General features: G+C 69.7%; 19 protein-coding genes. 9 read left to right on the forward strand and 10 right to left on the reverse strand.

Translation table 11 applies throughout. The features are described from left to right. Positions 1 to 166 precede the first annotated feature (166 nt). Entirely contained in the window at positions 167 to 1,516 is a 1,350-nt protein-coding gene (locus ACFXJL_RS20160) for a DUF2254 domain-containing protein (protein WP_384633402.1), read from the forward strand. A 23-nt stretch (positions 1,517 to 1,539) separates the two neighbouring features. On the opposite strand, the gene ACFXJL_RS20165 is transcribed toward ACFXJL_RS20160, so the two are convergent. After that, positions 1,540 to 2,028 (reverse strand): NUDIX domain-containing protein, encoded by a 489-nt coding sequence (locus tag ACFXJL_RS20165; protein ID WP_358877808.1) that lies wholly within the window; start codon positions 2,026 to 2,028, stop codon positions 1,540 to 1,542. Positions 2,029 to 2,139: 111 nt separating this feature from the next. After that, positions 2,140 to 3,114: a beta-ketoacyl-ACP synthase III gene (locus ACFXJL_RS20170; protein ID WP_329024926.1), complete on the reverse strand. Its 975-nt coding sequence runs from the start codon at positions 3,112 to 3,114 to the stop codon at positions 2,140 to 2,142. A gap of 427 nt (positions 3,115 to 3,541) precedes the next feature. On the opposite strand from ACFXJL_RS20170, the gene fdhD reads away from it, so the two are divergent. From fdhD to ACFXJL_RS20190, 4 genes are all read left to right on the forward strand, one after another. Further along, entirely contained in the window at positions 3,542 to 4,381 is an 840-nt protein-coding gene (fdhD, locus tag ACFXJL_RS20175; protein WP_358877809.1) for a formate dehydrogenase accessory sulfurtransferase FdhD, read from the forward strand. Between the two features lie 22 nt (positions 4,382 to 4,403). Next, positions 4,404 to 5,228, forward strand: coding sequence for an ankyrin repeat domain-containing protein (locus ACFXJL_RS20180; protein WP_384694236.1), 825 nt, complete (start codon positions 4,404 to 4,406; stop codon positions 5,226 to 5,228). Between the two features lie 184 nt (positions 5,229 to 5,412). After that, a complete protein-coding gene (locus ACFXJL_RS20185; RefSeq protein ID WP_384694239.1) occupies positions 5,413 to 6,924 on the forward strand; it encodes a hypothetical protein in 1,512 nt (503 codons plus the stop codon). A gap of 24 nt (positions 6,925 to 6,948) precedes the next feature. Next, a complete protein-coding gene (locus ACFXJL_RS20190) occupies positions 6,949 to 7,293 on the forward strand; it encodes a hypothetical protein (RefSeq protein WP_358877812.1) in 345 nt (114 codons plus the stop codon). Between the two features lie 137 nt (positions 7,294 to 7,430). Here the strand turns inward: ACFXJL_RS20190 and ACFXJL_RS20195 are convergent, their stop codons facing one another. The 8 genes from ACFXJL_RS20195 to ACFXJL_RS20230 all read right to left on the reverse strand — a co-directional run bounded on the left by ACFXJL_RS20195 (position 7,431) and on the right by ACFXJL_RS20230 (position 18,399). Continuing rightward, positions 7,431 to 8,768: a protein kinase gene (locus ACFXJL_RS20195; RefSeq protein WP_384694242.1), complete on the reverse strand. Its 1,338-nt coding sequence runs from the start codon at positions 8,766 to 8,768 to the stop codon at positions 7,431 to 7,433. Next, on the reverse strand, positions 8,768 to 9,625 hold the full coding sequence (locus ACFXJL_RS20200; RefSeq protein WP_384694245.1) for a PP2C family serine/threonine-protein phosphatase: 858 nt from the start codon (positions 9,623 to 9,625) through the stop codon (positions 8,768 to 8,770). The genes ACFXJL_RS20195 and ACFXJL_RS20200 overlap by 1 nt, the downstream gene beginning before the upstream one ends. 2 nt (positions 9,626 to 9,627) lie before the next feature. Next, complete coding sequence (locus ACFXJL_RS20205) at positions 9,628 to 10,296, reverse strand: VWA domain-containing protein (protein WP_358877962.1); 669 nt, start codon at positions 10,294 to 10,296, stop codon at positions 9,628 to 9,630. Between the two features lie 64 nt (positions 10,297 to 10,360). Continuing rightward, positions 10,361 to 10,495 carry a hypothetical protein gene (locus tag ACFXJL_RS20210; protein WP_329024911.1) on the reverse strand — a complete coding sequence of 45 codons (135 nt, stop codon included), beginning with the start codon at positions 10,493 to 10,495 and terminating at the stop codon, positions 10,361 to 10,363. Positions 10,496 to 10,861: 366 nt separating this feature from the next. Further along, positions 10,862 to 12,463 (reverse strand): hypothetical protein, encoded by a 1,602-nt coding sequence (locus ACFXJL_RS20215; protein ID WP_358877815.1) that lies wholly within the window; start codon positions 12,461 to 12,463, stop codon positions 10,862 to 10,864. After that, entirely contained in the window at positions 12,460 to 14,922 is a 2,463-nt protein-coding gene (locus tag ACFXJL_RS20220; protein WP_384633387.1) for a GTPase-associated protein 1-related protein, read from the reverse strand. Before ACFXJL_RS20220 ends, ACFXJL_RS20215 begins: the two co-directional genes overlap by 4 nt. Beyond that, on the reverse strand, positions 14,919 to 16,148 hold the full coding sequence (locus tag ACFXJL_RS20225; RefSeq protein WP_358877817.1) for a hypothetical protein: 1,230 nt from the start codon (positions 16,146 to 16,148) through the stop codon (positions 14,919 to 14,921). The genes ACFXJL_RS20220 and ACFXJL_RS20225 overlap by 4 nt, the downstream gene beginning before the upstream one ends. Before the next feature lies 1 nt (position 16,149). Next, on the reverse strand, positions 16,150 to 18,399 hold the full coding sequence (locus ACFXJL_RS20230) for a hypothetical protein (protein ID WP_384694249.1): 2,250 nt from the start codon (positions 18,397 to 18,399) through the stop codon (positions 16,150 to 16,152). Positions 18,400 to 18,994: 595 nt separating this feature from the next. Here ACFXJL_RS20230 and ACFXJL_RS20235 point away from each other — a divergent pair. From ACFXJL_RS20235 to ACFXJL_RS20250, 4 genes are all read left to right on the forward strand, one after another. Next, on the forward strand, positions 18,995 to 20,818 hold the full coding sequence (locus tag ACFXJL_RS20235) for an AMP-dependent synthetase/ligase (RefSeq protein WP_384694251.1): 1,824 nt from the start codon (positions 18,995 to 18,997) through the stop codon (positions 20,816 to 20,818). Between the two features lie 194 nt (positions 20,819 to 21,012). Continuing rightward, positions 21,013 to 21,741 (forward strand): phosphotransferase, encoded by a 729-nt coding sequence (locus ACFXJL_RS20240; protein ID WP_384694254.1) that lies wholly within the window; start codon positions 21,013 to 21,015, stop codon positions 21,739 to 21,741. Between the two features lie 278 nt (positions 21,742 to 22,019). After that, complete coding sequence (locus tag ACFXJL_RS20245) at positions 22,020 to 22,304, forward strand: hypothetical protein (protein WP_358877821.1); 285 nt, start codon at positions 22,020 to 22,022, stop codon at positions 22,302 to 22,304. A 358-nt stretch (positions 22,305 to 22,662) separates the two neighbouring features. Further along, on the forward strand, positions 22,663 to 23,496 hold the full coding sequence (locus ACFXJL_RS20250) for an aldo/keto reductase (protein WP_384694257.1): 834 nt from the start codon (positions 22,663 to 22,665) through the stop codon (positions 23,494 to 23,496). Positions 23,497 to 23,558 lie beyond the last annotated feature (62 nt).

A 23,558-nucleotide genomic window follows, 5' to 3' on the forward strand; every position in this document is an offset into this window, starting at 1 on the left:
AGGTCGAATCGACGGCATGACCGTGCAGGGGCACGTCGATCTCGCTGTGTCGACGGCCCACTCCTGCTCTCGCGCCCGATGCGCTCCGTGCGCCCGAGCGCTCACGAACCACGACACCGCGCCCCGTACACGCAAAGACACCGTGAGTGACGCTACCTTCAGTCGCGTGAGCGTTCGCAGCTATCGACGGCCCCGCCCGCTCTCACCGCTGCGTGAGCATCTGAGGGACACCCTGTGGTTCGCGCCCACGGTGGGGCTGGTCCTCGCCGTGCTGCTGTGGGTGGGGGCATCCGCGCTCGACACCGCGCTGATCACGGCGCTGAAGGAGGAGCAGTCCTACGACGAGGTCCGCTCCCTGGTGTCGATCACCGAGGACGCCAAGACGATCGTGACCACGATCAGCTCGGCCATGATGACCTTCATCGGTGTCGTCTTCAGCATCTCGCTCGTGGCCGTGCAGATGGCCAGCGGTCAGCTGACCCCCCGGGTGGTGCGGATCTTCGTACGCAGTCGCATCAGCAAGCTCACCCTGACGATCTTCCTGGCCACCTTCCTCTTCTCCCTCCTGGTGCTCACCTCCTACGACAGCGACATCAACCCGCGGCGCGTCAGCTCGGTACCGGTGATCCAGAGCCTGCTGACCATGGTGCTCGTGGCGCTGAGTCTGCTGCTGTTCATCGCCTATGTGTCATCGACCCTGCGATTGATGCAGGTGGGGCCGGTCGTGGATCGGATCACCCGGGAGGCGATGCGCGCTCTGGCACGCCAACCCACCGGGGAGGGGACGCCGGTGGAACTGCCGCCGGAATCCCTCCGCATTCCCTATCGAGGGCGGGCGGGTGTGCTGCGCGATGTGAACGTGACCTGGCTGGTCAGAAGGGCCCGACGGCAGGGGGTCGTGCTGCGGCTGATCCCTCGCATCGGGGACTTCGTCGTGCCCGGTACTCCGATGCTGGCCGTTCACGGCACGTCGAACACGCGGCTGCGGGTGCCCTCGTTCGCCGTTCACGTCGGCACCGAGCGCACATTCCACCAGGACCTCGGACTGGGGCTGCGACAGCTCTCGGACATCGCGCTGCGCGCACTCTCACCGGCAGTGAATGATCCGACGACGGCGGTCCAGTGCGTGGACCGGATCGTGCAGTTGCTGTCCGCGCTCGCCCACGAACCGCTCGGCGCCCTGCACCACCGGGACGCGCAGGGGCAGGTCAGACTCGAACAGGACGTGCCGAACTGGACGGATCTCGTCGATCTGGGGCTGGCGGAGATCCGAGCGGCCTCGACCGATGCACCGCAGGTCACCCGGCGGCTGATGGCAGCCATCGACGATCTGCTGCTCCTGTTGACACAGGACTCGGCTTCGACCTGGGGACGGGACGAGCGGGTCATGGTCGAGGAGCGGCGGATTCCCCTGCTGCGGCACCGGACACTGCTGGTGCAGTCTGTGGTCGGTACGGTGCCCGAAGCCGCGGACCGCGAGTTCGCGCTGCTGGCCGACCGGCAGGGAATCGGCTGACCAGGGGGCGCGCACGGTCGGCGTCAGCCCCCGCGTGACACCAGTAGCTCTTCAAGTCGATCGAGAAAGACCAACTGGCCCGGTACGAGTCGGGTGCGGGCCGCCTCCACCCCGGTCCACTCGACCCGATCGATCTCGGGAAACTCCATGAGTCGGCCCGAGCGCGGCGGCCATTCCATGGTGAAGTTGCCCGGCACGAAGGGGGCCGGATCGAGGTCGGCTTCCATCGCCCACAGGGTGACGATCTTTCCGTGGTGCTGTCGGGACTCGCCGAGTGGCAGCCACTCGCCCTCCGGTGGAGCGAACCCCAGCTCCTCTTCGAACTCCCGACGCGCGGCAGCCATGGGCTCCTCGTCGGGGGTGTACTCCCCCTTGGGCGCTGACCACGCCCGCTCCTCCTGGTCCTGCCAGAAAGGTCCCCCCATGTGCCCGATCAGAACCTCTGTCGAGAGGGCCCCGCTCCGATCGGGGGTGCGGAACAGAAGGAGTCCCGCGCTTCTCTTGGTCGCCATGCCATTCAGTCTGCCGGAGCCGTCCCCCATTCCCGGTCAGGAACAGCCCTGAAGATCACGGGAGCCTTCCCAGTCAGGGCGAGGCTTCCGGGTCAGGAAGAGGCTTCCTGGTCAGGGGCAGCGGATGACCTGGCCCGCGTACGACAGGTTTCCGCCGAAGCCGAACAGCAGGACCGGGTCGCCCGTGGAGATCTCGCCTCGCTCCACCAACTTGGCCAGGGCCATCGGGATCGAGGCTGCGGACGTGTTGCCCGACTCGACGACATCGCGGGCGATCACCGCATTGACCGCGCCGATCTTCTGAGCGAGGGGTTCGATGATCCTGAGGTTCGCCTGGTGCAGCACGACCGCGGCCAGTTCCTCGGGCAGCACCCCGGCGCGCTCGCAGACCTTGCGGGCGATCGGCGGCAGCTGGGTCGTGGCCCAGCGGTAGACGGTCTGCCCCTCCTGGGCGAACCGCGGCGGCGTCCCCTCGATGCGTACCGCATGGCCCATCGAGGGAACCGAGCCCCACAGCACGGGCCCGATGCCCGGGCGATGCCCACCCTCGCCGTCCTGGTCGTCGACCCCGAGGGGGTCCGCCTCGACGATCGCCGCTCCAGCGCCGTCGCCGACGAGAACACAGGTGGTGCGATCGCTCCAGTCGGTGATCGCGGTCATCTTGTCGGCACCGATCACCAGGACGCGTTCGGCAGCCCCTGCCCTGACGGCGTGGTCGGCGGTGGCCAGGGCATGGGTGAAACCGGCACAGACCACATTGAGGTCCATCACCGCGGGCGACTCCATGCCCAGCCGCGCTGCCACCCGGGCGGCCATGTTCGGGGACCGGTCGATCGCGGTGGACGTGGCCACCAGGACCAGCCCGATGTCCTGCGGAGTGAGGCCGGCCGCTGCGATCGCCTTGGCACCGGCGTGCGCGGCCAGCTCGTCGACCGGTTCGTCGTCCGCGGCACGGTGGCGGGTCTCGATCCCGACCCGCGTCCGAATCCATTCGTCGCTGGTGTCGACCAGAGCGGCGATGTCCTCATTCGTGAGTACGGTGGCGGGCTGGTAGTGCCCTAGGGCGGTGATACGTGAACCGGTCATCTGCGATCCCCTCCATGCGGGCAGTGGAAGACCCAAGTCTTGGCTGCTACCAACCGGTACGAGGGCAGGTGATCCAACAGGATTAGGCCCCCTGAATTTGGAGCTTCCGGAAGGATTGCGGCGCGGGCAGAGTGTTCGGCAGTGGTCGGCAGCCCCCCGAGTGTGGCAAACCAATTGACTTCCATGGGGCGGACGTGATCTGCGTCTCTTGTGATCATGATCGCCACGGCCGGTGCGAGAGGCCGCGGCGACGCTGGACGAGACCCCCGCCCGTCGGCGTCGGGGCGCCGACGTGACGGCCCCGCGGTGCGGGAGAATGGGACGTACCGGGGCCTCCGGGCCCACCTCGCAGAAGCCGGGCCACCTTGACGTCGAAGGGCGTGGCACCTCCGGACACCCAGAGATCGATGGATGGAAAGGGAGCCGCATGGGACGGGCCACCGAGCGCCGCCGCACCCTCCGTATCCGGGATGGCGTGGTGTCCACCCGCCCCGACACCCTGGTCGCCGAGGAGCCGCTGGAGATACGGCTCAACGGCAAACCACTGGCGATCACCATGCGCACCCCGGGGGATGACTTCGCTCTCGCGACGGGATTCCTCGTCAGCGAGGGAGTGATCGGCACCGCGGAGGAATTGCGTTCCATCACCTACTGCGCAGGTGCAACCGCGGACGGTGTGAATACGTACAACGTCGTAGATGTACGGCTCGCACCCGGCGTCACCGTTCCGGACATCAGTCTGGAACGGCATGTGTACACCACCTCATCCTGCGGCCTGTGCGGAAAGGCGAGCCTCGATGCCGTCAGGACGTCCACCCGATTCCCGATCGCCGACACTCCCCCGGTCCGTGTCACGCCCGCGCTGCTCGCCGCACTCCCCGACCGTTTGCGCGCGGCGCAGCGGGTCTTCGACCGGACCGGGGGGCTGCACGCCGCCGCACTGTTCTCCGAATCGGGCGAACTGCTCGACCTGCGTGAGGACGTGGGTCGCCACAACGCCGTCGACAAACTGATCGGCCGGGCCGTGCAGCAGGGCGGCCTGCCTCTGTCACGGGCCGTCCTCCTGGTGTCGGGGCGCGCTTCGTTCGAGTTGGCGCAGAAGGCCGTGATGGCCGGAATCCCCGTGCTCGCCGCGGTGTCCGCGCCCTCGTCGCTGGCGGTCGATCTGGCGTCCGAGTCGGGGTTGACGCTCGTCGGGTTCCTGCGCGGCAGCTCGATGAACGTCTACGCGGGGGAAGGCCGCATCGCCTTCGAGAGCGAGGACTGAACAAGTGGCTCTGGAGGAGTCGATGGACATGTTCGTTGCCGCGCGTCGGGGGGATGCGACGGCGTTGCGATCCGTCCTGGACACCGGTGCCGATGTGACCGCGCTCGACGGGGCGGGTTGGAGCGCCCTGCACCGGGCCGCCATGGCCACGGGCGAGGCCCCCGTCGCGGCCACCGAGACCCTTGCGGTCCTCCTGGCCCATGGGGCTCCTGTCGAGCAACTGAGCCGGGACGGACGCACGGCCCTGTACTTGGCCGCCGAGTTCTCCGCGACACCCGAACCGGTCGCGCTGCTCCTCGCACACGGTGCGGATCCCGACGTCCGGGACAGCCACGGCAACCACATCACGGTCAACGCCGCCGAGGAAGTCATCGGGCTCATCGAGGTCGCGATGGGTGGAGGGCCGGCGAGAACACCGGTGCCAGGGTCGACGAAGGCATCGACGACGGACCCGCAACCGACGGGGAGTTGGTCCAGATCCGATTGGCGCGGGGCGAAGAAACGCATCGCGCGGGTGTTCGCCGAGTTGAACACCGACGGATTCATCGCCCTTCCCGGTACGGGCACCACCCAGTCCGATGCCTTCTCCGACTGTCGCGACGAGTTCCACGCCCGAGGTGCTGACCTCGACGCCCTGGTGGGGTTCTGCTTCACCACCCGACAGGACACCCGGCGCGCCCGGGCCACGGGGCAGTTGCACCTCGCCTTCTGGGGAGCGCCCGAGGGGACCGCGGCAGAGATGGAACGCGCGGGAACGCGGGTGGTGGCGGCCTTTCGCCGGGCGGGGTTCACCGTGCTGTGGGACGGCTCGGGTGACAGTCGTCCCTGCGTCGATCTGACCCGCTGATCGAGCCGTCCCGACTGCGCCGCCGGCCCACGGAGTGTCCGTGCGGTCGCTGCGCGCCGGGATCGGGTGCGGGGGTCGCGGAACAGGCATCCTCCCTGCGGGACGTACGCCCCGCCACGCGTGATCAGGGGACAGCGAGCGGGTCGGTGTCTACGCTGAGAGCGGCATCACCGGAGGGGGACCCATGACGCCACGCGCCCTGCCATCTCTGCCGCAGTACCGTGAGGACGCCGTCACACGGCAACTGTGCGCACACACCCATCTCGACGAACGCTTCGCCCAGGAGGTGCTGGACGAGTTCACCGCGGACCGGTTGAAGGCGATCGGCTTACCCCTGGGCATCAATCTCGTCGCCCTGGTGCGTCACGCGAGCGCCGCGCAGCTGCGCAGGAGACGGCGGGACGCCCAACTGTTGTTCGTGCTCCTGGCCCTGATCGGGACGTTGATCGGCGCGCTGGTCTCGTTGACGAACGGCGCCCAGCAGACCGCCGCCGTACTGGCGGCGAGTGCCGGCCTGGCCCTGCTGACCGCGGCGGTCCTGGTCCACCGCGCACTCCACCTGGCCTGGCGCGCCGCCCGGGACGCCTACCGCGGCAAGGACCGGCCGCAGGATCTCGCTCCCGGCGTGGAACCGGAGGTTGAGGATCGCCTCCGTGCCCTGCGCAGGGCGAACGTCGTCCCGTACGACGCACAGGCCGAGGCCGACAACCCCTTCGTCGGCAGTGGGGTGCGGATCAAGGAGGACGTGTGGCCGAGCATTGACGTGGGTCGGCCCGATGACGCCCCGGGTGGTGGAAAGCTTCCCATCCTGCCCTTCGACACCGTGGACCTGCACGCCTACATGGCCCGTGAGATGGGTGGCATAGCGGGCCTGAGCGGGCTGCGGGCGCGCAATCGGCTGTACGTGCGGGGCCTGCACGTACGGGCGTTGGGTGCCGATCTGCTGCCGGACCCGCTCGGTCGTCCGCTGCCGAGGATCGACGAGCGGTTGGTCCAGTCCGGTGTGCTCCAGGAGGGCGGCGGGATGCGGACCTATCTCAGCCTCGAAGTGGTGGGCTCCGGCGGGAAGTTCGTGGTGTCGATGCATCTACGGGCCCGTCGTACGCTGGACCGGTTGTCCTGGCAGGTGGCGGCCTATGTGCTTCCGCCCGTCCAGCTGCGGTTCGAACACGTCGCCTACATCCCCCTCGGTGGCTTCGAGGAGTGGTGGGAGTTGGTCAAGGCGACGACCAAGAGCCTGCGCTGGATGTTGTTCAGCTCGGGGGGCCGGATCCAACGCCGCGCGTCGGCGCAGTCGCAGCGGAACAAGCGGCTGCGCAAGATCCGTCGGGAGATCTCCAAACACCACGTCGTGTACGACTACGGAGCGACGGACAGCCTGCGGGAGCGTGCCGCCCGGCCGGTGGACGAGATGGACTTCGACGAGCGGATGGACGCCCTGGACGTGTTGCAACGGCTCCAGCAGGGTGTGTTGGTGGCCACGGAGAAGTTCCTGAAGAATCACAACATCGACACCAGTGACTTCGTCCGGGCCCAGAAGGTGATCAACAACCAGACGTACAACATCGGCAGTGTGCAGGGCGGGCAGAACCAGTTCGGCAACTACGGCACCAACAACGCCCAGCAGGGCGGCGGTCCCGGGCAACCGGCGGGTCAGGCTCCGGCGTCCCCTGCGGGTGGCGCCACGACGACATAGCTACGCATCACTTCGGGGAGAGCGATGAACACGTACAACATCGGCAGTGTCAGTGGTGGACAGAACCAGTTCGGTGACCACGGGGTGAACGTGGACGGCCAGGGACGGGTGCAGATCAACCACGGTGCCTCGGCGGCGGAGGCCGTACGGCTCGCCGCTGAGTTGGTGGAACAGTTGCGGAGGGAGCAGCCCGGGCTCGTCGGCGACGCGGAGTTGTTGCAGGGCGAGATCGTCAGCGCACAGCAGGAGGGCCGTGCGGTCGACCAGGGGCGGGTGCGCCGCTGGTTGGACGCGATCCAGGCCGGTGCCGGGGCGGGCGGAGCAGCGCTGGCCCTGGCCCAGGCACTGGGTGGTGCGATCGGGCTCTAGACCGGGCCTCAGGGGCGTGGTGCCGGCCGGGCCACGCCCGTCGGAACGTTGCGCGGGGGCAGCCGTAGCTTTCGTGCCGCCATGGGCACCGCCGGGTGCCGGACTCCTGGTCTCGGGAGACCGGCACCGCGGTGCTGTCAGTCCGCGCTGACCACGGCCCGGGCCGAGCTCCCGAGCTGGATCTCCAGCCCGGCTCTGAGGGGCACGCTCTGCCCTGGCGCCACCTGTTGGGTGGTGCCGTCCGACTTTCGGGTGGTCCAGGTCTCCCGCGAGCGGTTGGTGAGACCGTACTTGCCGGGCTTCTGGGGATGTTCCACCAGCTCCGCCACCACGGAATCCGCGTCGTAGCGATGGCGTGTCGGCTCGGCGTGCAGATGGTGGTCGTACACCCGGGCCGCCCGGCGCAGTCGGAGGTTCCGTTCGACCCTGGGGCGTTGGGTGGTGACGACGAGCCGCGGGGGCAGCATCAGGACGCGGTTGCAGGACCAGCAGATGCCCGGGGTCGAGGTTCGTGGTTCCGTCATGTTCTGTCGTCCGCAGCCCGCGCAGACCACGATGGTGTCACGCACCTCGCTCAGGGCGTGGCGCCACTGGGTCTCGCGGACCCTGCGCATGCCGTCGTGAAGGCCGTCGGTGAAGTTCTGCGTGAAGAGCTTCTGGAGGACGGGCGGCGCCACCGCCCAGGTCGCGAGGACGGTGCCGTGTTCGACGGGGTCGGGCCGGTTGTCGTCGCTGACCGGGTCGAAGATGAACATGGGGCGTTTTCCGTAGAGCCGCCGTTCCGCAGCCTCGTCGAGACAGCGAATCTCCAACTCGGCGCGCCCTTTCAGCGGATGGTGGTTCATCAGCAGCATGAAGAGCAGGACGGACAGGGAGTGGAGGTCGGTCTGGGTGCCGGGGACGGCTCCCTGGTCGCCGCGCACCAGCTCGGGTGCCATGAATTCCATGGTTCCCGAGATGCCGGTGCTGTCGCCCTCGCTCACGGCGTTGTCGTTGTCGCAGACGAGGACATCGCCGTTGTCGGGGTCGAAGAAGATGTTGCCCCAGGAGATGTCCCGGTAGGCGATGCCACGGGAGTGCAGTGCCTGGTACGCCTCGACCATCTGGAGTCCGGCGGTGATCAGGGCCAGTGGGTTGGTCTTGAGCTGGCGGCGAAAGAGTGCGGGCAGTCCCTTGAACCGGTCGGGCCGAATGTCCATGAGGTAGCCGAATCCACCGTGCCTGCCGCCGGTGACGAAGGTCTGCGGCCAGAGGAACCGGTCGTCCTCGAAGTCACGACCGACCAGGCCCTCGACGATGGTTCGCTGCTCGGGAGTGGCGCACGCCGGGTAGTACCACTTGAGGGCCTTGTCGCCGGCACGGGTCTTGACCCGGTAGACCTCGCCTTGGCCGCCGGCGCCCAGCATATCGGCGACGGACACCTCCTCCCCGGTGTCCGTGGTGAGCTTGGCTCCGCTGTCGAGCATCCCGGACATCAGTCCTCCGTTTCCTTGCGTGCAGGGGTGGACCGCTGCAACGAGGCGACGACCGCGGTGGTGTCGTCGCCCGAGTAACTTCCGGCCCGGGCGAGCCACCCGGGTAGTGCGTCACCGACCGGATCCAGCCCCTCGTCGTCGATGCGCTGATCGAGCTCCCGTACGAAGCGGATGAAGCCTTCACGGGCGGCGAAGCTGTTGGAGAGGCCGTCGGTGGAGAGGGTCACCAGCCTCGGCCGACGTGCGGGATCGCTGATGGGTGCCCAATGGACACGTACGAGGTCCCATGCCTGTCTGCTGCACATCGACTCGGTCTCGTCGCCGAGTTCGAGCTGTTGCGGTGTCAGGGGCGAGGCGACCGTGCCGTCCGGGTGGACCACCATCAGGTCGCCGTCGCCGAGCTGCCAGGCCACGAAGAGCTCCTCGGTGAGGATCGCACCGATGAGCGTGGTGCCGTACGCGCGCAGCAGTGCGGGGCCGGTGCGCGGTGTTTCGCCCGCGACCGGGGTGTGCCGGTCGCCGACCCATGCCTGCCAGGTGCGTACCAGCTCCCGGGGCATGCGGTCGTGGGCGTCCGCCCAGAGTCTGCGCAGCCCCGGGCCGCTGCCCTCCCCTGCGCCCTTGGCCCGGGCGGCGAACTCGGTGGCACAGAGGGTGAAGACGTCCACGGCGTACCGTGCGCCGAGGTGGCTCAGCGGGTGGGCGGCGGAGCCGTGGCCGTCGGCGACTGCCATCACCAAGGCTCCGTCGGGGGTGTACTGGGCGTCCCACCAGTCCTGGTTGAGCGCCTTCGCCGGCCCCTGCACACTTCCGTGCCGCAGGGCCCAGGGCCGTGCTGGTTCATCTGGGTTGGGCACGCTCACCACACATCGTCGTCATCGTCGTCGTCCAGTGCGGGGGGAGCGTAGGCAGGGGCGAGTTGCTTGGCTCCGGGGGTGGCTCCCGCCACGGGCTGTGACGCGGCCTTGACGGCTGCCGTGGACGCCCAGCGGATGGCGGCGGCAAGTTGTTTCGGGTTGTTGGCGTCGAGGACCTGGAGTTCGGGGTTGGCGAGGAACTCCTGGAGGACGCTGCGGTCGGCGTCGGCGCCGATGCCGATCGCGACCCGTACGGCCTTCTTGCCCCAGGGCGTGGCGTCGATGGCGCGCAGTCCTTCGCGCCACTCGTCGAGGGGTTGTCCGTCCGAGACGAGTGCGAGCACGGGCTTGAGGGCCCGCTGCGGCATGGGCGGGGTTTCGAGTTCCCGGGCGACGGCGTAGAGCGCATCGCCGAGGTTGGTGCCGCCGTCGACCTGGACGTCCTGCCAGGTGAAGCTCTCCACCGGGGTGGGGGTGGCGATGTGCCACTGTGCCGTGGAGGAGAACGTCAGTACGCGCAGCAGTAGTTGGGCTGCTGGATTGTCGTGCGCGACGGACCGCATCTCCGGGATGGCCTCGCGGATGGCGTAGTTGAGCTGCCCGATCTTCTCACCCATCATCGAGTACGAGACGTCGAGAATCCAGATGAAATGGACCGGACGGTTCTCCATCGGGCCGCCGGGAATGTCACTCACTCCGTGTCCTCCTGTTCGCTGCCGTGGTGCGGGTTCGCCCTCATCGGGGCAGTACCCGGTTCAGCAGCAGTCCTGCGGTCAACAGAACGCCTGTTGTCACCAGGGCGGTGGCCGTGATGAAGAGGCCGAGTACGACCCGTCTGGCGCGTGCCGTGTGTTCGGGCAGGTAACTCATGCTGGACTCCCCCGAGTTCTGCTGTCGGTATGGACCCTAAGGCCGGTGGGACCCCGGGTGATGCCGGACGAGGATGTTGGTCCGCCCAGAGAGTGGGGCGTACGACCGCGGTGTGTGCCGGCGCACGCTGGGGGCGTACCCCGACGGGCGCGCGGGGGTGCTTTGCCGGTGCCTCGGTCCGGTGTGTGCCGCGCCCGTGCGTGCCGGGTGTCGTGCGCCGAGCGGGGCACACGGGACCGTACTGGTGCGTTGAACTGCACGGATGCCTCGGTATGCACCGCCGTGTTGTGCCGTTGGTGTGGATGGTTCCTACGGTCAGCGCGGGTACTGCGGCCGTTGCTGCCCATGCGCTCTTGGGGCTTGCCTTCACCGTTTGGCCGCCTCGCTGGTGAGGAGGGGCTTCACGGGGAGCCCGGTGCGGGAGAGGAGCCAGAGGACGGGTTCGGCGGCTCGTCTGCTCTCGCCGTCGAGCGCGCCGGCTCCGGTGGCGGCGTGTGCGCTGACGGCCCAGTAGCGGGTGGCGCCGAAGTCATGGCTGAGGCTCTGCACGAGGTCGCCCAGTCCGATCGCGCCGAGCCAGTCGTCGATCCTGGCGCCCGGGATGGGCAGCGAGGTCAGTTGGTCGAGGACATCGCGTTTGGTGACGACGGTGGCCACGGGCGTCTTGGCGCGCCGGCCCGACAGGGCGGAGAACTCACCGGCGAGGCGGTCATACGTGTCCTTGGGGCCTTCGGGTGAGGGGCGGGCGCCGCCGGCCTTCTGGGTGTCGGCGTCGCCGAGTTCGCGGCGTACTTCCGGTTCGGCGAGGACGTCCGCGACGAGCACCACTCCGTCGGCGTGTGCGAGGTACTGCTGCTCCCGCACGACGACCGAGTCCTGGAAGGTCTCCCCCATCGGGTCGTACAGATAGAGCAGTCGACGGGTGCGTCCACGGGTGATCTGGAGCATCATCGCCCGCGGCTGCTGGGTCGCGGTGCGGTGCACCCAGCCGTCCTGGTTCAACTGGCCCTTGAGACGGCGCAGTTCGCTGCGGTCCTCGTCGGTGGCGTAGGTGACGGTGATCTGGCCACGGTCCGACCAGGAGCGCAGTCCGGCGAACATCGCGGTCATCAGCATGGTCTTGCCGGAGGAGGTGCCGCCCACGATGGGGATGTGGACGATGCGGGTCGTGCCCAGCAACCGGGGCAGCGCAAGGCTGCAGTGCGGGCAGGACGCGGCGATCGTGTGGCGGCCGAGCAGCAGGCTGGTCCGCAGCCGCTCCCCGCAGACGCAGACGCGGCGGAAGATCCCGAGGCGGCCGGCGCGCAGCCGGCGGTGGACGGCCGGGCACCCGGGGCAGTGGTAGACGGGAAGGTCGATGGGTTGGTAGCAGCCGGGGTAGGGGCACTTCATCCGGACCCGCCGGCCCCACTGGCTCATCCGGTCCAGGGTGCGCAGGGTGAGGGCCGCGGCGGCCAGGAACACGCCCACCAGCCCCAACAACAGGGCGAAGACCAGGGTGATCAGAAGCAGCAGGACAGCCGCGGCCGAGGTTCCGATGAGGGCTCCCACACCGTAGCCGGGGCCGGTGAGGACCAGCACGGTGGCGGCGACGGCGCCCTCGGACGGTCGGCCGGAGCGGCGACCGACGGGAGTGGAGGGACGTCTGCCGCACAGGAGGTTGCGGGCATTGGTGCCGAGCCAGCGGCTGATCAGCAGTTGCCGAAGGGTCGTACCGGCGGCCCTGACCCAACTGAGCGCGTCCACGCGGAGTTGGTGTGTCCAGTACGAGGAGTGCGCGGGGTCGGTGGTGGCGGTCGGCACGGCACGGGGATCGTGCGCGCCGCTCTTGAGCGGGCCGATGCGTCGCCCGACGGCGCCGATGGTCCTGATGCTGACGACGGGCAGGGTGTACAGGGTGATGCAGAGGGCGACGATGCCGCTGTACCCGGCCACGACCAGTGCGGGGTAGAGGATCCAGGGGTTCACCGAAGGCGCTCCTCACCGGGTGGGATGGTGCCGGTTCCTGGCTGGTCGGCGGCCTTGCGGCCCAGCAGACGACCGCCGAAGCGGGCGATGCGGCCCGGTCGGCTCCAATCGCGGAAGTCGGCCGCCCAACGGCCCCCGGGCCGTTCCAGTTCGCTCGTGATCTGGGCGATGGTCTCGGGGGGCAGCTTCCGCACGATCGGCCGCAGCACGTCGGAGAGCAGCGCGGTGCGAGTGCTCTCCCAGGCGGGGTTGAGGCTGCGTCCGCTGGACCAGTGGATGTAGCAGGAGGCGAGGTAGGTGGGTGAGACGCGCAGCCGGTCGCGGATGGTGTCACTGGTGGCGACGGCCTGGTAGGCGGCCAGGAGTGCGGGTTGCTCGGAGCGGGCGAGCTGTTCGAGTTCCCCTGGGTGCGGTCGGCTGGAGAGGAGCCGTTCGGCGATGACGGTGCCGACACGGCGGGCGATGGACTCCTCCACGGGGTCAGCGGTGCGGCAGAGGGTGACGGCCTGCTCGGTGAACCCGGGCGGGGCAGTGTCGTCGACGATTCGACCGGCGAGGGCGAGGAGGGAGAGGGCGCTGCGGGTGCGGGCCTCGATGGGGCGGACGGCGTAGTACAGGAGGTCGGCGGCCAGTTGTGGGGCGTCGACGTCGTCTGCGGGTGCGCTGAGTGCGGCGCGGGTGGCGAGCTCGGCGATCCCGGAGGGCTCCAGCCGGTCGGGCGGGAGTTCATTGACGAGGAGCCGGGCGTGGCCCGTGGTGAGGATGCGGTTGCCCCAGACCAGCCGGTGCGCGGTGCGCAGGATGGCGGGGTGGCCGCGGTGCTCGGGCCCGGCTTCGGCGACCAGGGTGTGGAAGACCCGGACCGGGTCGTCGCCCTTCTGCCAGTGCATGGCGCCCATCCGGAGATGGGGGGTGGCGGTGAGGTCGGCATCGGGCAGGGCCGCTCGCACGACGGCGGCGAGTGCGGCGGGGTCACCGGTTTCGGCTGCCCGGTCCAGTGCAGTGAGGACGGCGGCCCGGACGCCGGGGTGGCGGCTGAGTGCCGCGGTGACGGCGGCCGGGTCGTCTGCCGGGAGGGCGCCCGGGTCGGTGGCACCTTCCGGACCGGGGTGGCTCGTACCGTCCGCGAGGTCACTGGCACGGGGTGGTGTGGGGCGCGCGCCGGGGCCGAGTTGGGTGAGGAGGGCGGTCGTGGCCCGTTCGGCGAGCACCGGGAGGGCTTCGGTGGTCGGGACGGCGAGGGCGTCGGCGAGGGCGAGGAGGGCGAGCACCAGCTCCAGCGGGTGGCCGGCGAGGTCGGCCAGGGCGGCGCGGAGGTCGTCCCGGAGCACACCTACAGCGGGATGTCCGGTGATCCGGGCGAACTGTGCGGACAGGGGTCTGAGCGCGAGCCATTCGGCGCTCGTCCGACCGCCGTCCCCTTCCGCGATGGTGACCAGCAACGGGCCCCAGAAGTCTGCGTCCTCGCCCTGTCCGTGGCGATGCGCCCAACGGGCGGCGGCGGCCCGGCTCATGGAGTCCAGCGCCACGCATTCGGCCGCGGCGACCGCTGCGAGCCGGGCGTGGTCGAAGGGGCCGTCGGCGGCGCGTTCGACGGGCAGTGCGGCTGCGGAGGCGAAGAGTTGGGGCAGTCCGGCCCGCCAGATGCGGGCGGCGACCGCGGCCCAGGGATCGTCGACAGTGGCCGGCGGCTGCGGGGACGAGATGTCGTACACGCGGTACCGGTGATCGTTGCCGATGGTGTGCCCCGAGCCGGGTTCCGGGCGGATGCCGATGATCTGCTGGGTGGCCTGGAGGGGGCGGCGGGTGTACGAGGTGAAGGTGAGCGTGGTCACGAGCTCCCGTGGGAGCACCGCACTGGCCAGGGCGACCCACTGCATGACGTCGTGGGGTTCGGCCTCGGCCAGGATGAGCTGGGGGGCGTCGGGGACGGTGAGCAGGGTGCGTACGTCGGCGAGGAAGGCGGGCAGCCGGTCGGCCCGGGACACGGCGAACGCGGTCAGTCCGGTGCGATCGAGGTGTTGCCCCGGGCGCAGTTCGGGTAGTGGGTCGGGCCGGCCGGTCGCGGGAGTCGCCGACGCCCAGGACGGGGAGTGCCACAGTTCCACCGGAAGCCGGCCCCCGGGAACGGGGGCGCCGCTGGGGAGCCAGACGGCGTGGGCGTGGAAGTTGCCGTAGCGCCCGCTGTAGTCGGCGCCGGTGTAGACGCTGTGGCACAGCAGCCGGCTGCCGTCGGAGAGGGTGCTGTGGGTGAACGCCGTCGGGAAGGAGGCGAGTTCGCCGGCGCTCGGCCGGCTGGGGGCATCGGGCGGCGGTTCGTAGCCGACGAGCTGTTCGATCTCGCGGAGCAGGTTGGCGGGCACGGTGTCGCTCACGGCGGTGAACCGGAAGCCTGAGCCGTCGGGGCCGGGGGCGGCCGATGTGTAGTGCAGTTGGGGCAGGATTCCGGGCCGGTTCATGCGCCGCCTCCCTTGGACTTGCGCACGGTGAGCAGCCCGCGCCGGGCGAGCAGCCACAGCAGGGGGTCTTCGACGCGGACGGGTTGGGGACCGCTGGTGGGTACGTCCGCGGGTGCGGTGGCGGGGGGCGAGGCGCCGAGTGAGGAGAGGCCGAAGTAGGAGACGTCGGCGAAGTCACGATCGAGCCTGCGGTGCAGTTCGCCGCCGTCCCAGCCGTCGAGGAGGGACCGCACCTCCTCGTGGACGGCGACCCGTCCTGTGTCGTCGAAGACCCCGCCGTCGTGGCGTGCGTTGTTCAGCAGGGGCGACTGTGGCTGGAGGATCGGCCGGAGCATGTCCGTCTTGGTGACTGCCACGGCCAGCGGGGTGCTCACCTTGCCCCGGGTGCCCCGTCTGCCGTGACCGCGCAGCTGTCCCGCGATGTCGGCGGCTATCTGCTGGGGGGACGTTTCGATCGGCGGAAGCGGAGGTCCGTAGCCCGGGGGGAGTTCCTGCCGTACGGAGGGGAGCTGGAGAGGGTCGACGAGCAGGATGATGCCGTCGGCAGCGGCGAGGTAGTCGGTGTACCGGTCCATGGCGGCGGCGTCCCCGAGGTCCTCTCCCGCGGCGTCGAAGAAGACGAGTGCGGTGTGTCTGCTGCCGTCCCCGAACCGTGAGGTGCTGGGCAGGCTCAGCCGGTAGAGCAGCGGGTCGTTGAAGCCGAGTGCGGCGGGACGGGTCGCCCCCGGCAGGTGCAGCCGGTCGTAGAGTTCGGCGGCCATCTCCTTGTCCCGTCGCTGGGTGTCGCTGCCCATGGCGGCGAGCGCCCCCTTGTAGACCCGGCCGACGCGGTGGCGGAGTTCATTGACGAGGACTGCGACGTAGGTGGACTTGCCGGTGGCCTTGGCTCCGACCAGGGCGATGATGCGGCTGTCCTGGTCGCAGTAGTCGCTCGGCAGGTCACTGTGGCACGACACGCACACCCTGACGGGGGTGAGCACTCCGCAGTCGGGGCAGGCGGCCCTGCTGCGGACCGGGCCGAGTGCGCGCCGACTGTCGAAGACGGGGCCTCGCATCCGGGCCTGCGGGCCGATCGCATTGCCCTTGAACTCCGCCCAGGTGTCGTCCCGTTGGGGCGTGCAGGGCTGCCGCCCGCCGCGCAGACCCGTACGGGTCATCAGACAGCGGTAGCGGAGTCGGGAGGCTGCTCCACGAGCGAAGCAGTAGGGACAGATGACCGTTGTCACGTCAGCGCACCACCAGGCGTTCGTGCGGGGGTTCTTTCAATCGCGTGCTGTCCGCGTGCGGCCCCAGGAGGAACGCGCGGAGGGTGTACGGGGCGCTCTCGCCCGTTGCGGCCAGGTCTATCTCTCGCTGGACGGGGTCGCCGTCACCGATCTCCACCCCGCTGAGCCGCAGCACGGTGACGCCGTCGGCGGGGTTGCGGGGGCGGGGCGGGGGGAGCTTCTTCGTTCCGCCGGCACGGGCGACCAGCACGAACTCGGGCAGGTCACTCTCGCTCGGATCGCTCCGGTTGGGGTACTCGGCGCGCAGCACGACTCGGCGTCGGCTGCCGGCGCGCCAACCGGGTTTGACCAGTTCGTAGGAGATGGCCCGGTAGGGAGGGAGCTCGACGGTGGCGCCGGCTCCCGCGGGGATCACCACATCGGCGTCGGCGAGCACGACCGCTTCGGCCCGAAAACGGACCGCCGCGGTGCCGACATCCAGCCGTAGACCGCCCCTGGTCAGATACGCCGACTTGGTGACGATCTGCTGGTGCTGGTGCCCGTACTGCTCCCAGCTGACCTGCACCCGGGCCGCGTCACCGGGCCAGTCGAAGGCCAGATGGACCTGGTCGGGTGCCTCCCGCAGGACGGTCAGCCGTTCGACGGGCGCGGGTAGTTCCAGTTGGATCGAGGGACCGATGCGGGCCCGTCCGTCGAGGACGCTCACCGCCGTCAGCCGGGCGCGGGTGCCGCGCGGCGGACGGAGTTCCGTACTTCCGCGTGCGGCGGGGGCCGAGGCGACGATGCGGTGCGGGGGCAGCTCGTCGAGGAGGAGATCGGTGCCTTCGGCGGGGGTGCGGGACGGCAGGTCCAGCAGTCGGACCTCACTTCCCCGACCGCCGCTCCAGACGGCGTTGACCGAGCCGCAGTCCCCCGCCGGTGTGGCATCGAGGGAAGTGATCGGATCGGGCCAGGGGTGGACCGTCGCCGACACGGTGATGCCGGGAGACAGGCCGTCTTCGCCGCTCGCCGTGCGGTAGTGGCAGCAGATCGTGTACTGGTAGTCGCCGGGGACGAGGTCCCTGTCGGTGAACCCGTCGAGCGTCGACGCCACGGGGTGTCCGCCGGGGTGGCGCGCCACGATGATGTCGCTGGCACCGGGCGGTGGTTGCCACGCGGCGGTGATGCGGGCGCGGGCGTCGGTGATGTGCGGCTGGCCGACGTCAGGCGCGAAGAGCAGGGGCGCGCTGTGCAGGGGCAGTTCCCGGACGCGCGGGTCCGCAGGGCCTTCGAGGGGCAGGACCGCGTAGTGGACCCGCTCACCGAGTGGGGCCGTGTCATCGGTGAACGCGGTCGCGTCGAGGGTCGGGACCAAGACGGTCCAGCGGCGGGAACTGGCGCGCACCAGTCGGTAGGGGCCGGTGGTGTGGCCGGACCACTCCAGGTCGATGGCGTCGGGCCGGATCCGGGCCCGGATCCGCGGGCCGTCGTGCGGGGTGCGTAACAACGCGGTGACGGGGGCGTTCTCGTCGACGGCGGTACGGGCGGCACGAAGCCGCAGCGCGCCGGCGTCGGCCAGTCGTCCGGTGCGCTCCAGCCGGTCGGCTTCGGTGAGGGAGGCGAGGGCCGCCGCTCGGCGCTGGGTGATCTTCCGGATGAGGGCGTCCAGCCGTTGGTCGCCGCCGGTGTCGCCGATCCGCGTCGCATGGGTGTGCGCACGGCGCAGTTCTCCGAGGTGCCAGGCGTCCACGATGTGCTCGGCGGCTTCGCGTCCTTCGACGGTGAGTCGCGGGCGTTGACGGACGGCGAAGGCGAGGGCCTCGCATTCGTCCGGGTCGACTCCGAACTCGCGGGCGGCTTCCGGACCACAGCCGCGGGGGTGTTGTTGCAGGAGGACGGTCAACTCGTAGAGGACGATGCGGCGCAGTGCCATGGGGTCCGCGGCCAGGGCCTGGTCATAGCGGGCGAACAGTGCGGTGACGGCGGAGCGGTCGATGCCGGGGAGGGCGTGCCAGACGTCCCGGCTCTCGTTGAGGGTGCGGCGGTTCACGGCGCGCCAGTGGCGACCCCGTTCGGGCCGGTGGAGGCCGTCGAGCACGCGAAAGCGGCGGGAGTCGACGGGCGTGTCGGGAAAGAGCGCGTCCGCGGCATGACGGAGTTTCAGCCTTCGCTGATGACCCTGGAGTTCGTCGACCCGGGGGACGAGGGGGGCGGCGGGCAGCGCTGGGACGGCTGCGGGCAAGCCCAGCAGGTGCCCGAAGTGCTGCGGCATCAGTCCCGTCCCCCACGTCACGATCCGTGCCCATATCTCAGCAGATCGCGATCAACGGCGGTAGCCGTTTGTCGAAGCATTCGCGTGTCGGTTTCGCCGCGGGCGGGGCCGTCGCCGGGGACGGGAGCGGGCGAGTGCGTCCAGCTGCCCGGACGGGTCGCGGGAAGCGGGAATTCCACGTCACACCTGTTGCAGGGTTGGAAGTTGGGGCGGATGTTGCGGCGGAGTCCGTCGGGCCAGGAGAGGTGGTCATCGACTCGGACGTGGGTCGCGAAGCAATGGGTGGGAGGCAAGCGATCGCATCTGATTGCCCGCTATGGGCTTCCGTCCACTGCGCCCTCCGTCAAAGTTCGTAAAGCGGTCTCCACGGATCGGTAAAGCCGCGGTCACGCCGCGGTACAGATTCCGTGGAGTTTTCGGACACTCACACTTACTGAAGAGTCAGAAGTACCCGCCCAACGACCGACGTATGATCGTTTCTTTGTTTCTGACCTGCACTGATGGATTTTCCGCATGATTTCCCAGCAGCGGCCATCCCGACCGGAAGGTGGGGTACGGTCGCGGCGCTGTGCGGAGCACCACAAGGAGCAGGCCCTTGCGCGAGTTCACTGTCCCGCCATTGGACACATCGCCCCTGGTCGGTGGAGTGGCCGATGCCGTTTTCGACCGCGCCCGGGACGATCCCGGTCACATCGCCCTGGGGCGCAAGGACGCGGACGGCATCTGGCGCGACATCAGTTCCGGCCAGTTCCGGGACGAGGTGCTCTCGCTGGCCAAGGGGCTCATCTCCCAGGGAGTGCGCTTCGGCGATCGCGTGGCGCTGATGGCACGTACGCGGTACGAGTGGACGCTGTTCGACTTCGCGATCTGGACGGTCGGGGCCCAGTCGGTCCCCATCTACCCCACCTCGTCCACGGAACAGGTCCTGTGGATACTGCACCACGCCGAAGTCTCGGCCTGCCTGGTCGAGCACGAGGACCATGCGATGACGGTCGGATCGGTCATCGGACGGCTGCCGCTCCTGAAGCGGCTGTGGCAACTCGACACCGGTGCGGTGGGCCACCTGGTCGCAGCGGGCGCGCACATCGACGACGAGGTGGTGCACCGGCACCGGCGGGCGGTGACCCCCGACTCCACGGCCACCGTGATCTACACATCCGGCACCACCGGAAGGCCCCGTGGCTGTGTCATCACGCACGCCAATCTGATGTTCGAAGCGGACACCCTGGCGGCCCGCTGGGCTCCGCTGTTCCGCACCCGCCCGAACAGTTCGCCGGCCACCCTCCTCTTCCTTCCCCTGGCCCATGTCTTCGGCCGGATGGTCGAGGTCGCCGCGATCCGCAGCGGAGTACGGTTCGGACACCAACCGACCCTCCATGAAGTCGAGTTGCTCCCGGAGCTACGGACCTTCAGGCCGACGTTCCTCCTGGCCGTGCCGTACGTCTTCGAGAAGATCTTCCACACCGCACGGCGCAGGGCGGAGGCAGAAGGGCGGATCGGCCCGTTCGACCGGGCCGTCGACGTCGCCGTGCGCTACGCCGAGGCCATGGAGCACCGCGCCTTCGGACTCGGCCCCGGACCGTCCGCGTCACTGCGGATGCAACACCAGTTCTTCGACAAGGCCGTGTACACCAAACTGCGCGAGGTGATGGGCGGCCGGGTGCGCCACGCCATGTCCGGAGGCTCGGGCATGGAGCGGCGACTCGGGCTCTTCTTCGCGGGTGCGGGCGTACAGGTCTACGAGGGCTACGGGCTCACGGAGTCGACAGCGGCGGCGACGGTGAACCCACCGGAGCGCCCCCGCTACGGCACGGTGGGACAGCCCGTCCCGGGGACCACCGTCCACATAGCCAAGGACGGCGAGGTGTGGCTGCACGGACCCCATGTGTTCGCCGGCTACCTCAACGACCGCAAGGGCACCGATTCCGTACTGCGCGAGGGGTGGTTGGCCACCGGGGACCTCGGTTCCCTCGACGACGACGGCTATCTGACCATCACCGGGCGGAAGAAGGAGATGCTGGTGACCTCCAGTGGCAAGAGCGTGTCCCCGGTCGTACTGGAAGAACGGGTGCGGGCCCACCCGCTGGTCTCCCAGTGCCTCCTCGTCGGCAATGACCGCCCCTACATCGCGGCCCTGGTCACCCTGGACCAGGAAGCCGTGGAGCACTGGCTGACGATGCGACGCCGGAGCCCGCTCGGCCCGGCCGAGTCGGTGCGGGACCCGGAGTTGGAGGCGGAGATCCGCAGGGCAGTCGTCGCGGCCAACTCCCTGGTTTCGCAGGCGGAGGCGATCCGTACGTTCCGGATACTGGCCCAGCCCTTCAGCGAGGAACAGGGGTTGCTGACCCCGTCGCTCAAGCTGAGGCGCAGGGCGATCGAGGAGGCGTACACCGCGGAAGTAGCGGCGCTCTACCGTTGACGCCGGGGCACGCGCACCGCGGGCACCACGGCGACAGCGCCGCGTCGACCCGGCCGCCTGCCCCGCGTCGACCACCCCGGGTGCAGGCGTCCGGTCGACCTCCGCGGTGCACCGTGCCCCGGCGGCCCGGGGTCGCTGCCGGACTTGGGGGATGCGCCGACTGACGGCGCATCCGTTGAACTAGTGTTCTCGTCATGAGCTTGGGGGAACTGGTCGGGTTCGGCCGTTCAGCGGATGTGTTCGCGATCGACGACCGATGGGTGTTGCGTCGGTACCGGGACGGAGGCGACGCAACCGCCGAAGCACTCGTCATGCGCCATGTCGCCGAACACGGCTACCCGGTACCGGGTGTGCGGTCGTCCGAGGGCAACCACGGCCCCGAGGCCCAGGTGGTTTCGCACGCGACCCGCGGTGAACTCGTCCTCCAGCGACTGTCCGGACCCACCCTGCGCAAGGCGATGCGGCAGGCCGCCGTCTCCGCCGATCAGACGGGTGCCATGCTCGCCGATCTCCTGCACCGCCTCCACACGATTCCCGCCCGCGTCTCCACCGACCCTGAACACCGGGTGCTGCATCTGGATCTGCATCCGGACAATGTGATGCTCACCCCGAGCGGGCCGATGGTGATCGACTGGCGCAACACCGAGGAGGGGCACCCGGCGCTCGACTGGGCCATGACGGCGTTGATCCTGGCGCAGGTCGCCGTGGGCCCCACCGCCGAGGCCACACACGGTCGGGCCGTGCTCGTCTCCCTGCTCCAGCGGCACGACCCCCTGATCCATCTGGGGGGAGCCCACGCCGACTGCCTGGCCGAGGCCCGTACACGAAGGGCGGCCGATCCGAACATGGACGCCCTGGAGGTACGGGTCCTCGACGACGCCGCGGCGCTCGTGCGCGAGTTGGAGACCGAACTGCGCGAGTAGGAGGCGCGCCGGCCCCCACACACTCCACGGCGGTGGCGCCGGGCCCGGTGCAGGTGCGAGACGAGGAGCGGCGGGGCGCACTGCCACCCGCCGGTAGGAGCCTTCTCGATCTTGTGTCCGGAAGCATCCCCGTGTGGTGGAACGCATGGCTAGGCTGGGCGACGCCGGTCACCGTAGACCGACGGGCCCACCCCGCGTGCCATCCGGACGTCGCATGGGCCGGTCACGACGGCCGGCACGACGCACTGGAGCACAGGCTTGACGGGGGAGGTCACCGGATGACCGAGGTCAAGGTCGAGACCGTGGCGCTCGGTCGGATCAGCGACGGTACGAGGCCCACGCCCGCACCGGGCGAGCGCTCGGCGGAGGTGGAGAAGGTCATCGTCCAGGCGTCGCGAATCGCCCAGCGGTCGTTGGCACAGACGCCCGAAGAGGACGGCTGGCAGATCTCCGGCATGGAGGTCAGTTTCGGACTGACGCCGGCGGCCGAAGCGGGGGCGGTGGCCGGCGAGCCGCGTTTCGAGGTCACCCTGACCGTGGAGCGGGAACCGAACTCGCCCTGAGCCCGCACGGCTCACGGCTCACGGCTCACGGCTCACGGCTCACGGCTCACGGCTCACGGCTCACGGCTCACGGCTCACGGCAACCCGAACGGCAGCGAGCAGCCGAACGTCAACCGACGCGAGCGCAGCCGCACTCCGACCCATATGGATCACGGTGCTTCCCGAACCCCGGAGACCCATGAGTGACGGGCACACGCGGCCATCGCGCCCCACCACCACCCCCATCGAACGCTCGAACGAAAGCGAGATGCCTCCCCTTGGCCGTACCGTCGGTTGCAAGGGAATGCCCTCCCGAGAATGATCGTTCTTCCAGGGAGAATGGGAGAGCACCCACCGACGACGTAAGGATTCCCCCCTCGTGAGCAAGGTCCCCTCCATCACCCTCAACAACGGTGTCGCGATGCCCCAGCTCGGATTCGGAGTCTGGCAGGTGCCGGACGACGAGGCGGAGCAGGCGGTGACCACGGCCCTGGAGGCCGGATACCGCAGCATCGACACGGCGGCCGTCTATGAGAACGAAACCGGTACGGGCCGAGCGGTCGCCACCTCCGGACTGCCCCGCGAGGACCTCTTCATCACCACCAAGCTGTGGAACAGCGACCAGGGGTACGACTCCACCCTGCGCGCGTTCGACGCATCTCTGGACCGGTTGGGTCTGGACTACGCGGACCTGTATCTGATCCATTGGCCCATGCCGGCGCAGGACACCGCTGCGGACACCTACCGGGCCTTCGAGAAGATCCTTGCGGACGGCAGGGTCAAGGCGATCGGCGTCTCGAACTTCCTCCCGGAGCACCTTGAGCAGCTGTTCGACAAGACCTCCGTCGTCCCGGCCGTCAACCAGATCGAGCTCCACCCCCATCTCCAGCAGGAAGCCTCCCGGGAGTTCCACGCCCGGCACGGCATCGCGACCGAGGCTTGGTCACCGCTGGGACAGGGCAAGGGCCTGCTGGAGGTCCCGACGGTCGTGGCCGTGGCACACAAACACGACCGCACCCCGGCACAGGTGGTGCTGCGCTGGCACCTTCAGCTGGGCAATGTGGGGATCCCCAAGTCGGTGACGCCTTCCCGCATCCGGGAGAACCTCGATGTGTTCGGGTTCGAACTCGACGCGGACGACCTGGCCGCACTGAAGGCCCTCAACGAGGACCGGCGGCTGGGGCCGGACCCGGCGACCTTCAACGTCGCCTGAGACAGCGGTCGTTCACCTCGGCGACCCGGGCCGCCCGTCCTCCCATGCGGTCACGGGTCGCA

Origin of the sequence: Streptomyces sp. NPDC059256, from assembly GCF_042753785.1 — a bacterium.
GTDB lineage: Bacteria > Actinomycetota > Actinomycetes > Streptomycetales > Streptomycetaceae > Streptomyces.